General features: G+C 69.8%; 10 protein-coding genes. 2 read left to right on the plus strand and 8 right to left on the minus strand.

What is annotated here, in order from left to right:
* Nucleotides 1-153 precede the first annotated feature (153 nt).
* From B7K25_RS09345 to B7K25_RS09355, 3 genes are all read right to left on the minus strand, one after another.
* Complete coding sequence (locus tag B7K25_RS09345) at nucleotides 154-1155, minus strand: sugar phosphate isomerase/epimerase (RefSeq protein ID WP_084105704.1); 1002 nt, start codon at nucleotides 1153-1155, stop codon at nucleotides 154-156.
* 40 nt (nucleotides 1156-1195) lie between these two features.
* On the minus strand, nucleotides 1196-2362 hold the full coding sequence (locus tag B7K25_RS09350) for a Gfo/Idh/MocA family protein (RefSeq protein ID WP_234988156.1): 1167 nt from the start codon (nucleotides 2360-2362) through the stop codon (nucleotides 1196-1198).
* A 97-nt stretch (nucleotides 2363-2459) separates the two neighbouring features.
* Nucleotides 2460-3521: a substrate-binding domain-containing protein gene (locus B7K25_RS09355; protein ID WP_084105706.1), complete on the minus strand. Its 1062-nt coding sequence runs from the start codon at nucleotides 3519-3521 to the stop codon at nucleotides 2460-2462.
* A 273-nt stretch (nucleotides 3522-3794) separates the two neighbouring features.
* On the opposite strand from B7K25_RS09355, the gene B7K25_RS09360 reads away from it, so the two are divergent.
* Both B7K25_RS09360 and B7K25_RS09365 read left to right on the plus strand, forming a co-directional pair.
* The gene (locus B7K25_RS09360) at nucleotides 3795-5315 is read left to right on the plus strand and encodes a sugar ABC transporter ATP-binding protein (protein WP_234988157.1); all 1521 of its coding nucleotides are present in this window, start codon (nucleotides 3795-3797) and stop codon (nucleotides 5313-5315) included.
* A complete protein-coding gene (locus tag B7K25_RS09365) occupies nucleotides 5312-6373 on the plus strand; it encodes an ABC transporter permease (RefSeq protein ID WP_084105708.1) in 1062 nt (353 codons plus the stop codon). Before B7K25_RS09360 ends, B7K25_RS09365 begins: the two co-directional genes overlap by 4 nt.
* Before the next feature lie 137 nt (nucleotides 6374-6510).
* On the opposite strand, the gene B7K25_RS09370 is transcribed toward B7K25_RS09365, so the two are convergent.
* The 5 genes from B7K25_RS09370 to B7K25_RS09390 all read right to left on the minus strand — a co-directional run bounded on the left by B7K25_RS09370 (nucleotide 6511) and on the right by B7K25_RS09390 (nucleotide 12279).
* The gene (locus tag B7K25_RS09370) at nucleotides 6511-8523 is read right to left on the minus strand and encodes an ABC transporter ATP-binding protein (RefSeq protein ID WP_084105710.1); all 2013 of its coding nucleotides are present in this window, start codon (nucleotides 8521-8523) and stop codon (nucleotides 6511-6513) included.
* Entirely contained in the window at nucleotides 8520-10253 is a 1734-nt protein-coding gene (locus tag B7K25_RS09375) for an ABC transporter ATP-binding protein (protein ID WP_084105712.1), read from the minus strand. The genes B7K25_RS09370 and B7K25_RS09375 overlap by 4 nt, the downstream gene beginning before the upstream one ends.
* Nucleotides 10254-10255: 2 nt before the next feature.
* Nucleotides 10256-10849, minus strand: a complete 594-nt coding sequence (locus B7K25_RS09380; protein ID WP_084105714.1) for a TetR/AcrR family transcriptional regulator — start codon at nucleotides 10847-10849, stop codon at nucleotides 10256-10258.
* A 145-nt stretch (nucleotides 10850-10994) separates the two neighbouring features.
* Nucleotides 10995-11579: a GNAT family N-acetyltransferase gene (locus B7K25_RS09385; RefSeq protein WP_084105716.1), complete on the minus strand. Its 585-nt coding sequence runs from the start codon at nucleotides 11577-11579 to the stop codon at nucleotides 10995-10997.
* A gap of 16 nt (nucleotides 11580-11595) precedes the next feature.
* Nucleotides 11596-12279: a ThuA domain-containing protein gene (locus B7K25_RS09390; protein WP_234988158.1), complete on the minus strand. Its 684-nt coding sequence runs from the start codon at nucleotides 12277-12279 to the stop codon at nucleotides 11596-11598.
* Nucleotides 12280-12325 lie beyond the last annotated feature (46 nt).

The following is a 12325-nucleotide window of genomic DNA, read 5'->3' on the forward strand; positions in this document are numbered from 1 at the left end:
GGTCCCGCTCGTGCGTCCACGCACGTCGATGAGCGAATCGGGCCCATCTCACGCCGGTGCACGACGCCGGCGCGAGCGCAGGCAGCGCGCACGGAAGTGCGGCGCGGCCCCGAGAGAGCGGGGCCACGCCGCGAGGACGCCGATGGCGGGGCGTCAGTCCTTGGTGCTGAACGCCGCGTCGAAGGCGGCGTCGGGGGCGTCGAACGCGTAGCGGCGCACGAAGCCGATGGCCTCGGCCGCTCCCACGAGCCGGTCCATCCCGGCGTCCTCCCACTCGACAGAGAGCGGGCCGTCGTACTTGATGGCGTTGAGCATGCGGAACGCGTCCTCCCACGGCACGTCGCCGTGGCCGGTGGAGATGAAGTCCCAGCCGCGTCGCGGGTCCGCCCACGCGAGGTGCGAGGACAGGCGGCCGTTGCGACCATTGAGGCGGCGCCGGGTGTCCTTGCAGTGCACGTGGTAGATCCGGTCCTGGAAGTCCCACAGGAACCCGACCGGGTCCACGTCCTGCCAGACCATGTGGCTCGGGTCCCAGTTGAGGCCGAACGACTCCCGGTGCTCCATCGCCTCGAGCGTGCGCTTCGCGGTCCAGTAGTCGTAGGCGATCTCGCTGGGGTGGACCTCGAGCGCGAAGCGGACGCCCACCTCCTCGAAGACGTCCATGATCGGGTTCCACCGGTCGGCGAAGTCCTGGTAGCCGTCCTCGACCATGTCGGCGGGAACGGGCGGGAACATCGCCACGGTCTTCCAGATCGCGGAGCCGGTGAAGCCGACGACCGTCCTCACTCCCAGCTTCGCCGCCATGCGGGCGGTGTCCTTCATCGCCTCGGCGGCGCGCTGGCGCACGCCCTCGGGATCGCCGTCGCCCCACACGGCCGGCGGCAGGATCTCCTGGTGGCGGCGGTCGATGGGGTCGTCGCACACCGCCTGGCCGGTGAGGTGGTTGGAGATCGCCACGATCGCCAAGCCGTGCCTGGCCATGAGGTCGAGGCGGCCCTGGACGTACTCATCGTCGTCCCAGCGGCTGACGTCGAGGTGGTCGCCCCAGCACGCGAGCTCGAGGCCGTCGTAGCCCCAGCTCGCCGCGTGCCCCGCGACCTCCTCGAGCGGCAGGTCGGCCCACTGGCCGGTGAACAGCGAGATCTGTCGCGCCATTGCTGCAGTCCTTGTCTCTCGGTTGTCTACGTCTGTCGTATCACGCCGCGGTGGAGGTCCACGCGCTCGCGCCGGCGGCGCTGCGCTCGACCGCGTCGAGCACCCGCTGCACCTGATAGCCGTCGGCGAACGACGGCGTCGGCTGGACGCCGGCCACGACGGCCTCTACCAGGTCCTTCACCTGGTGCGAGAAGCCGTGCTCGTAGCCCAGCAGGTGGCCCGGCGGCCACCACGCGTCGAGGTAGGGGTGACCCGCCTCGGTCACGAAGATGCGCTTGAAGCCCTGCTCGGTGGCCTCGTCGGTGGCGTCGTAGTACTGGACGGCGTTCATGTCCTCGAGGTCGAACAGCACGGCGCCCTTGTCGCCGGCGACCTCGACGCGCAGCGCGTTCTTGCGGCCGGTCGCGAAGCGAGTGGCCTCGAACACGCCCAGCGCTCCGGAGTCGAAGCGGCCGTGGAACGACGCGTAGTCGTCGACCGTGACAGGGCCGCGCTCGGCGCCGGCGGTGCCCGACAGCCCGTGGCCGTCCGCGAGCACCGGGCGGTCCTTCACGAAGGTCTCCATGACCCCGGACACGTCGGTGAGGCTCGAGCCGGTGATGAACTGCGCCATGTCGATCGCGTGGGCGCCGATGTCGCCGAGCGCACCCGAGCCGGCCTTGGACTTGTCCATGCGCCAGGTCAGCGGCGCCTCGGGGTCGGCCAGCCAGTCCTGCAGGTACTGCGCGCGCACCTGGCGCACGGTGCCGACGGCGCCGCGGGCGACGAGGTCGCGGGCGAAGCTCGCGGCGGGAACGCGTCGGTAGGTGAAGCCCACCATCGCGAGCGCACCACCGGGGGCGGAAGCGGCTGCGTCCGCCATCGCGCGCGCCTCGTCGACGGTGTTCGCCAGCGGCTTCTCGCACAGCACGTGCTTGCCTGCGGCGAGCGCGGCGAGCGCCATGTCGTGGTGAAGGTGGCCCGGGGTGACGATGTCGACGATGTCGATGTCGTCACGGGCGAGCACGGCCTCGAAGTCCTCGGAAGCCTCGGCCCATCCCCACTTCTGGGCGAGCGCGGCGTTCTTGACGGGGTCGCGACCCACCATCACCGTCATCTCGACGGGTGCGGGAAGGTCGAAGAATCGGGGGGCGGTCCTCCACCCCTGGGAGTGAGCGGCGCCCATGAATCCATTGCCGATCATGGCGACGCGCAGCGGCGCGGGCATCTGGCTCTCGCTTTCTTTCGGTGGTGCGCTGTCGCCAGCGCGGCGGCGGGGTCGGTGAGGCGACCGCCCTCGGGGGACGGCCGCCTCACCGTTGACGTCAGGACTCGAAGCCGATGTCCATGTAGTCGTCGACGTTGTCCGCCGTCACCACCGGTGCGTCGAGCACGATGCGGTGGGGAACACCGGGCGACGCGAGGTCGCCCATGTTGCCGCCCTGAGCCACGAGACGGGCCAGCGCGATGCCGTCCGCGGCCTGCGTGGACGGGTAGATGACGGTCGCCTCGAGCACCGAGTCGCCTGCGGCGATCGCGTTCATCGCGTTGAGCGAGCCCGCGCCTCCGACCATGAAGAACTCGTCGCGGCCGGCCTCGTCGATCGCCGCGAGGACGCCGATGCCCTGGTCGTCATCGTGGTTCCAGATGGCGTCGATCTCCGGGTTGGCCGAGAGCAGCTGCGCCGTGACCTCCTGGCCGCCGGCGATGGTGAAGTCTGCTGCGACACGAGCCGACACCGACAGTCCGCACTCGGCGAGCGCGTCGTTGAAGCCGGCAGTGCGGTCCTGCGTGAGCGGCAGCGAGTCGATGCCCGCGATCTCCGCGACCACCGCGTCGGACTGCCCCTCGAGCTGCTCGCAGATGTAGGTGCCAGCGCTCACGCCCATGCCGTAGTTGTCACCCAGGATGGTGACGCGCGCGGCCTCGGTGGACGAGAACTCACGGTCGACGTTGATCACGGGGATGCCCGCGTTCATCGCGTTGATGGCCGCCTCGGTGAGCGCGGCTCCGTCGGTGGGAAGCAGCACGATGGCGTCGACGCCCTCGTTGACGAACTGCTCGACCTGGCTGATCTGCAGCGCGGCGTCGTTGGTGCCCTCCGCCACGCGCAGGTCCACGTCGTCGTACATGTCGGCCTGCGCGAGCGCCGCCGAGTTGATGGCGCCGAGCCAGCCGTGGTCGGCCGCGGGGCCCGAGAAGCCGATGACGACCGTCTCGCCGCTGCCACCGTTGTCGCCGGGTGCCGCGGTGCTCTCGCCGCCCTCGTCGGTGCCGCCGTCGCTGTCGCCGTCGTCTGAGCTGCAGCCGGCCAGCAGGGCGATGCCTGCGAGCGCTGCGCCGGTGCCGGCCAGCATGCGCTGTCGGCGAGTCCGGAATGCGTACATGGGTTCCTCCTCTATGGATCACTGTCCTCATTGCCAGTGAGCTGAGTCACGCCGTGCCGGGGATCGCGCTGCGAGTCGGCTCGTTGTCCACACTGACACGGTCAACGTAACAGAACCCGACGATACGCGCACGACTTTTGCACGCGACTCGTCATAACGGTTTGGCAACGAAATCGCTCCTCTCGCGCGCGCGTAGAGAACCCTGTGCAGCCGCGCGTCGGCCCCGTCCAGCCGCCCTTTCGACGACTTTCGACGGTGTGTTATGTTCATCGCGTGATCGAAGACGACCACCCCGTGTCATTACTCGAGGTCCGGGGCCTCACGAAGAGCTTTGGCAGCGCCCGCGCACTGAAGGGCGTCGATCTGGACGTGCGCGCCGGCGAGGTGCACTGCGTGCTCGGCCAGAACGGCGCCGGCAAGTCCACCCTCATCAAGACGCTCTCCGGCGCGCATCAGCCCGACGAGGGCGAGATCCGCTGGAACGGCGAGCAGGTGACCATCGAGAACCCGGTCGCGGCTCTCGAGCTGGGCATCGCGACCATGTACCAGGAGCTCGACGTGGTCGACGGCCTGTCGATCGCCGAGAACATCTACCTGGGACACGAGCTCGCCCGCGGCGGCGTGCTGAGCCGGCGCGAGGCCGCCAAGCGCACCCGCGAGCTGATGAAGCGCCTGGGCCACCCGGACCTCTCCCCCGGCCGCGAGGTGGGCTCGCTGTCCCCCGCGAACCAGCAGATCGTGTCGATGGCGCGCGCCCTCTCGCACGACATCAAGCTGATGATCATGGACGAGCCGAGCGCCGTGCTGGACTCGGAGGAGGTGGGCAATCTCTTCCGCGTCGTCGAGGAGCTCACCAGCCAGGGCATCGCCGTCATCTACATCTCGCACCGGCTCGAGGAGATCGAGCGCATCGGCGACCGCATCACGGTCCTCAAGGACGGCGCCAGCCAGGCGTCCAACCTGCCCGTCGAGGGCACCCCCACGCGCGAGCTGATCTCGCTCATGACGGGCACCGACATCGAGCACGCGTTCCCTGAGCGCGGCGAGGTCTCGGCCGACGCGCCGGTGGTCCTCGAGGTCACCGATCTCGCGCTCGGCAAGCACTTCCAGGACGTCAGCCTCTCGGTGCGCGCCGGCGAGATCGTCGGCCTCGCGGGCCTGGTCGGCTCGGGCCGCTCTGAGATCCTCGAGACGGTCTACGGCCACCGCAAGGCCACCAACGGCACGGTGACCGTGGACGGCAAGCGGCTGCGACCCGGGCACGTGACCGATGCGGTCGACGCGGGCGTCGGCCTGTCTCCCGAGGAGCGCAAGAGCCAGGGCCTGCTGCTCGAGGAGCCCATCTACCGCAACGCGACCCTCGCGACCTTCACCCGCTTCGCCAAGGGTCCGCTCCTCGACGAGGCCGCCGAGCGCAAGGCCACCGAGGAGCAGATGAAGGCCCTCGAGCTGCGCCCGGCGGAGCCCAACCGGATCACCCGCACCCTGTCGGGCGGCAACCAGCAGAAGATCATGCTCGCGCGGTGGCTCATCCACGGCACCCGCGTGCTGCTGCTGGACGAGCCCACGCGTGGCGTCGACGTCGGCGCGCGCATGGAGATCTACCGCCTCATCCGCAACCTCGCGGACGCCGGCACCGCGATCCTCATCGTCTCCTCGGAGATCGAGGAGGTCCTCGGGCTCGCCGACCGCATCCATGTCATCGCCGACGGCCGCTTCCTGGCCGAGCGGCCCGCCACCGAGATCGACGAGCACGGCGTGCTCGACCTCGTCATGAAGGGAAGTGCCGCGTGAGCGAGCAGGACACCACCGCGAAGGCGGGCGACATCGCCCCTGAGCCAGATGCAGCGGCGCCCGCCGCATCGGCCCCAGCAGCCAGCCCGCTCAGGAGGTTCTTCTCCTCCCCCGCGGGCCGCAGCATCGGCCTCGTGATCGCCCTCGGGCTGCTGCTCGTGATCGGCACGGTCACGGCGGGCGACAACTTCGCGAGCATCGACAACATGCTCGTCATCCTCCGGCTCGCCTCCGTGATCGGCGTGGTCGCGATCGGCGTGACGTTCGTCATCACCGCGGGGGGCATCGACCTGTCCGTCGGCTCCGTGCTCGGGCTGTCGTCCGTCGTCGCCAGCCTCGGCGCCATCCAGACCGCCTCGAGCGGGTTCTGGCCGCTCATGGTGTTCGTCGCCCTGGCGGTTGGCATCGTCGCCGGCCTCACCAACGGCCTGATCATCGCGTACGGCAAGGTGGTCGCGTTCATGGCCACGCTCGCGATGCTCGTCGCCGCCCGCGGTCTCGCGGAGCTGATCTCGCAGCGCCAGACCCAGGTGGTCAACAACCAGGGCTTCCTCGACTTCTTCCGCGGAGACCTGCTGGGGATCTCGTGGGTCGTGTGGATCTTCGGCCTCGTCGCGATCGGCGGCTGGTTCCTGCTCAACCGCACCACGTTCGGACGCCGCACGGTCGCGATCGGCGGCAACGCGACGGCCGCCCGCCTCGCCGGTGTGAACGTCAAGCGCCACACGATGTACCTCTACATGCTCGCCGGAGCGTGCGCGGGCATCGCCGGCACGATGATGCTGTCGCGCACCACCGCGGGCACCTCGACGCACGGCCTGCTCTACGAGCTCGACGCGATCGCGGCGGTCGTCGTCGGTGGAACGCTCCTGGTGGGTGGCCGCGGCACGATCGGCGGCACCGTGCTGGGTGTGCTGCTGTTCGCGACGCTCACCAACGTGTTCACGCAGAACAACCTCTCGTCATCGGTGCAGCTGGTGGCGAAGGGCATCATCATCGTGGTCGCGGTGATGCTGCAGCAGCGCTTCGCGAACCGCGAGGCGACCACGTCGACCTGACCTCCTCCCGGAGCCGCCGAGGGCCGCCTTCCCACGCTGGGGAAGGCGGCCCTCGGTGCGTTGTGGGGGCCGATGCGTGTGCCGGGTCAGACGGCCCGCTCGGCTCGAGCGGTCGGAGCGCCGATGCGCGGGCCGGGTCAGGCGCGGCGCTCGTCCCCCTCGATGGGGGCGTCGGGGCCGTCGTGGGCGGCGACGGTCGGGTCCAAGGCGACGGGCGCATCGGCCGGCACGACCGGGATCGCCCCGGACGGCGGCGCGTGCAGGTCCTCCGGCTGGTCCACCTCGTCGATCGGGGCGGCGAACTGCGCCTCGTAGAGACGCGCGTAGGCCCCCTTCGCCGCGAGCAGCTGGCTGTGGTTGCCCTGCTCGACGATGGACCCGTTCTCCATCACGAGGATGAGGTCGGCGTCGCGGATGGTGGACAGTCGGTGGGCGATGACGAAGGCCGTGCGGTCCTTGCGCAGCTCGGCCATGGCGCGCTGGACCAGCAGCTCGGTACGGGTGTCGACGGAGCTGGTCGCCTCGTCGAGGATGAGCACCTGGGGCTGGGCCACGAAGGCGCGCGCGATCGTGATGAGCTGGCGCTCTCCCGCGGAGATGTTGGTCGCATCGTCGTCGAGCACGGTGTCGTAGCCGTCGGGCAACGAGTGCACGAAGCGGTCGACGTACGCCGCCTTCGCAGCGCCGAGGATCTCGTCCTCGGTCGCATCCGTGCGGCCGTACGCGATGTTGTCGCGGATGGTGCCGCCGAACAGCCACGTGTCCTGAAGCACCATGCCGGTGCGCGAGCGCAGGTCGGCGCGGGTCATCGTCGCGATGTCCGTCCCGTCGAGCGTGATGCGTCCGGCGTTCAGCTCGTAGAACCGCATGATGAGGTTCACGAGCGTGGTCTTGCCCGCTCCGGTCGGGCCCACGATCGCGACCGTGCGGCCGGGCTCGACCGCGAGGTCGAGGTCCTCGATGAGGGGCTTGTCCTCGACGTACCGGAAGGACACGTCCTCGAACACCAGGCGGCCGTGGTCGTCGGCGGGCGTCTGGGCGGGCTCGGCGTCGGGCTCCTGGTCCTCGGCGTCCAGCAGCTCGAACACTCGCTCGGCCGACGCGACGCCGGACTGCAGCAGGTTGGCCATCGAGCCCAGCTGGCTGATGGGCTGCTGGAACTGGCGCGAGTACTGGATGAACGCCTGCACGTCGCCGAGCGTCATGGTGCCGCTCGCGACCTTGAGGCCGCCCACGATCGCGATGACGACGTAGACGAGGTTCCCGATGAACATCGCCGACGGCATGATGATCCCGGAGATGAACTGGGCGCCGAAGCTCGCCTCGTACAGCTCCTCGTTCTTGGCGGCGAACTCCTTGGCGGTCTGCTCCTGGCGGCCGAAGACCTTCACCAGCGCGTGGCCGGTGTAGCCCTCCTCGATCTGAGAGTTGAGATCGCCCGTGTGCTTCCATTGCGCGACGAACTTGGGCTGCGAGCGCTTGGCGATCTGCGCGACCACCACGGCCGTCAGCGGGATCGAGACGAGCGCGACGAGCGCGAGCTGCCACGAGATCGAGAACATCATGATGAGGATGCCGATCACGGTGAGCACCGAGATGAAGACCTGGCTCAGCGTCTGCTGGAGGGTCTGCGAGATGTTGTCGATGTCGTTGGTGACGCGGCTGAGCAGGTCGCCGCGCTGGTGGCTGTCGAAGTAGCTCAGCGGCAGGCGGTGGACCTTGTCCTCGACGCTCTCGCGCAGGCGGAAGATCGTCCGCTGCGTGACGCCGTTGAGGATCAGGCCTTGCGCGAGCCCCAGAACCGCGGAGCCGATGTAGATGATGACGACCCACAGCAGGATGCGGTGCAGCTCGGGGAAGTCGATCGCGCCCGCGAGGAAGCCCTCGAAGATCACCGTGGTCGCGTTGCCCAGGATCTTCGGACCGACGACCGACAGCGCCACCGACCCCGCGCCGAGGATCACGACGAGCCACACCAGCCACCGCTCGGGCCCGAGCAGCTTGACGAGGCGGATGCCCGACTCCTTGAAGTGGTCCGCCTTCTCCGACGGCGCGCCCATGCCGGGTCCGCCCGGTCCGTGCTGGCGCTGCTGCGGAGGGCGCGGCTGCTCGGCCGCCGTGGATTCCTGGGTCTCGGTCGCCTCGGTCATCCCGCCACCTCCTCGGCCCGCAGCTGGGTACTGACGATCTCCTGGTAGGTGTCCGAGCTCTCGAGGAGCTCCGCGTGCGTGCCGCGCGCCACGATGCGCCCGTCCTCCATCACGAGGATCTGGTCGGCGTCGACGATGCTCGACACGCGCTGGGCCACGACGATCACGGTCGCATCCTTGACCTCGCGGCCGAGCGCCGCGCGCAGGCGCGCGTCCGTGGCGGTGTCGAGAGCGCTGAACGAGTCGTCGAAGATCAACACGTCGGGCTGGCGCACCAGCGCCCGGGCAATCGACAGGCGCTGACGCTGCCCGCCGGACACCGTGGTGCCACCCTGGGCGACCGCGGTGGCGAGCTGCTCCGGCATCGCGCGAACGAAGTCCTCACCCTGCGCGATGCGCAGCGCCTCCCACAGCTCCTCGTCGGTCGCGGCCTCCCGGCCGTAGCGAAGGTTCGTGGCGACCGTGCCGGCGAAGAGGTACGGACGCTGCGGGACCACGCCGATACGCGCCCACAGGGACTCCGGGTTCGCGTCCCGCACGTCGACGCCGCCCACGCGAACCTCGCCCTCGGTCGCGTCGTACAGGCGCGGGATGAGGTTCACCAGCGTGGACTTGCCCGCGCCCGTGGACCCGATGATCGCGGTCGTCGTGCCGCGGCGGGCGGTGAAGCTGATCTCCGCGAGGACGGGCTGCTCCGCGCCCGGGTAGGTGAACGTGACGCGGTCGAAGACCACCTCACCGGTGCCCGGCACCTCGACGGACGAGGCCTCGCGACGGACGGTGGACTCGGTGTCGAGCACCTCGGAGATGCGGTCCGCCGAGACCGCGGCGCGGGGCACCAGCACGAACAGGAACGTCGCCATCATCACCGAGAAGAGGATCTGGATGAGGTAGGCCAGGAACGCCGTGAGCGCGCCCACCTGCATCTCGCCCGACTCGATGCGGTACGCGCCGAACCAGATCACCGCGGCCGAGCTGAGGTTCACGATGAGCAGCACCAGGGGGAACATCGCGGACATGAGTCGACCCGCCTTGAGCGCGGACTCCGTGACGAGGGCGTTCGCGTCGCCGAAGCGCGCGTCCTCGACGCCCTCGCGCACGAAGGCGCGCACGACGCGGATTCCGGTGAGCTGCTCGCGGAGGACGCGGTTGATGCCGTCGATGCGCACCTGCATGCGGCGGAAGTGCGGCACCATGCGCCACACGATGAGCATCACGATGACGATGAGCACGGGGATGGCCACCGCCATGATCGCCGACAGCTCGACGTCCTGCTCAAGCGCTAGGATCACGCCTCCGATCAGCGTGAACGGCGTGGTGATGAGCAGGGTGCACGTCATGAGCACGAGCATCTGCACCTGCTGGACGTCGTTCGTGGTGCGGGTGATGAGCGACGGCGCCCCGAACTTCTGCACCTCGGCCTCGGAGAAGGTCGCGACGCGGCCGAAGATCCCCGAGCGCAGGTCGCGCCCCACGCGCATGGCGATCTTGGCGCCGAAGTAGACCGCGGTGATCGTGCACGCGATGCCCACGAAGGACAGCACGAGCATCCAGCCGCCCATCCTCCAGATGTAGCCGGTGTCGCCGGTCGCGACGCCGTTGTCGATGATGTCGGCGTTGAGCGTCGGCAGGTACAGGTTGACGATGGCCTGGGCGGCCTGGAACACGATCACGCCGATCAGCAGGCGCCAGTAGGGCTTGATCGAGCTGACGAGCAGCTTCCAGAGCATGATCACTCCCCTTCTGCGGCGATGCCGCGCAGGATGAAGTCGGACAGCTGATGCGCGTCGGTCGGGGTGGCCGAGCGCAGGAACGGCATCGCGGTGCCGAAGATGAGGACGCGGATGTAGTCCACTGCCGTGGAGACCGGGATGCGCAGCGCGCCCCGGTGGGGCTCGAGCAATGCCTCGACGAGGTCGGTCGCCTCGCCGAGCGGCGCGTGACCGCGTCCGTGGTCAGGCTTGTGTCGGGCGTGGTCGCGCGGGCCGAGCGCCCCCATGAACGCGACCACGGCGCTGACGCGCGCGTGGAGGATCACGACGATCTGGTCGAGCAGCTCCTCCAGCGCCAAGGAGCGGTCGATCCCGGCGAGCGCGTCGAGCACCTCGGTCGAGTCCATGACCCGCTCGATGGCCGCGTCGATGAGCTCGGTCTTGTCCGCGAACGCGCGGTACACGGTGCCCTCGGCGATGCCCGCGGCGTCCGCGATCTGGCGCGTCGTGACCTCGGCGCCGTGCGCGAGGATCAACGGGATGACGGCGTCGACGATCGACGCGCGGCGCTCGTCCGGTGTCATCGGACGGGCGCGGGAGGACTTGACGGTCACAGCGCCACCCTAAGTGAGTGAGCACTCACTCCGCAAATGGAGGGGCGAGGTCGCACCGCCCCGCCTGCAGCCACCCCCACTCGCCCCCAAGGGGTTCGTGTAGACGTCGCCCACTTTCCGCGGCTCTCAGCCTCCACCGTGTCGATCAGGGTGCGAGGCGCCGCGCGAACGTCACAGATCCACCCTCGGTGGCGAGCGCCTCGAAGCCCACGCGCGGGTAGAACGCCTGCGCGCCGGCGTTCGCCTGGGACGCCTCAAGGTGGACGCCCGGACTGCCGCGCTCCGCGAGCAGCGCGCATGCAGCCTCGATGAGCGCCCGGCCCGCGCCGCGGCCCTGGGCCTCCGGCAGGAGGTCGATGTGCAGGTGCGCCGGGTAGGCGTCGACGGCGGCGTTGATCATGCGGTCAGGATCCGCCGCCGAGGGCAGCAGCCACCGGTCGCCCTCGGTGGTCTGCTCCCTCCCGGGCCGCGACGGCCACCACTGCCCGGTGAACCACCGCTGGAAGGCAGGCGTGTCGTCCGTGCCCAGCACGTAGCCCACCGCACCCGCGCCCTCGTCCCAGACCAGGCAGAAGCCGCCCGGTCCGGTCAGGTAGGGCAACGCGTACACGTCGGCGAGGACCGCATCGTCGCAGAACAGCCCTGTCGCGTCGGTGCCGTTGTCGCCGGTGAGGAGGCAGATGCGCTCGATGGCGTGCGCATCGGCCGCGGTGGCAGGACGGACTGCCATCAGGTGGGCACGCCCGTCATCGCGCCGCCCAGTCCATCCCCCGCTTGATGAGCCGAGAGACGTCGGGGCGCTGCAGGACGTCCACCGTGTGCCCGAGCGACGTCGCGAAGATTCGTCCGGCGCCCCACTGGCGCGTCCACGCCACCGGCATGGTCACCGGCTTGGCCCACTCGTCGCCGTCGCCGGGGACGAGCTCGCAGTCGGCGAGCACCTCGTTGAGTCCGTCGGCGAGCACCCAGTACTGCTCCGTGCGGATGTCGAAGTCGGAGATGCCATCCATGATGGGGTGCTCGGGCTGGCGAACGTGCACGGTGTAGTCGCGGTAGGGCTCGACGTCGAGATGTCCCCGGTCCTGGGGCGCGTGGGGGTGCGCCGCGAACTGGACGCCGACCATCTGCAGGTAGTCCGTGGCGTTGCGGAAGGAGTCGATGATGCCGCCGTGCCAGCCGGCGAAGCCGATGCCCGAGGCGACCGCGCGCCTGAGCCCGTCGACCTCGTCGACGGTCGCGGATCCCATCGTGATGCACTGCACGATGAGGTCGTACCGCGCCATGGTGGACTCGTCCGAGTAGACCTCGGGGGTCTCCTCGACGTCGACGACGAAGCCCTGGCGCCTCAAGGACGGGATGAAGAGCTCCGTGGCGCCCACCGGGTCATGACCCGGCCAGCCGCCACGCACGATCAGGCACTGTCGAGACACGGGCAACCCTTCGCATCGGTGCGGTGGTACCGCCATGATACGGGCG

This window comes from Demequina sp. NBRC 110056 (assembly GCF_002090155.1).
GTDB lineage: Bacteria > Actinomycetota > Actinomycetes > Actinomycetales > Demequinaceae > Demequina.

Bases quoted from the DNA above. Each gene is read 5' to 3' on its own strand.
- B7K25_RS09345 (WP_084105704.1), bottom strand. From the start codon at position 1,155: ATGGCGCGACAGATCTCGCTGTTCACCGGCCAGTGGGCCGACCTGCCG.
- B7K25_RS09350 (WP_234988156.1), bottom strand. From the start codon at position 2,362: ATGCCCGCGCCGCTGCGCGTCGCCATGATCGGCAATGGATTCATGGGC.
- B7K25_RS09355 (WP_084105706.1), bottom strand. From the start codon at position 3,521: ATGTACGCATTCCGGACTCGCCGACAGCGCATGCTGGCCGGCACCGGC.
- B7K25_RS09370 (WP_084105710.1), bottom strand. From the start codon at position 8,523: ATGACCGAGGCGACCGAGACCCAGGAATCCACGGCGGCCGAGCAGCCG.
- B7K25_RS09375 (WP_084105712.1), bottom strand. From the start codon at position 10,253: ATGCTCTGGAAGCTGCTCGTCAGCTCGATCAAGCCCTACTGGCGCCTG.
- B7K25_RS09385 (WP_084105716.1), bottom strand. From the start codon at position 11,579: ATGGCAGTCCGTCCTGCCACCGCGGCCGATGCGCACGCCATCGAGCGC.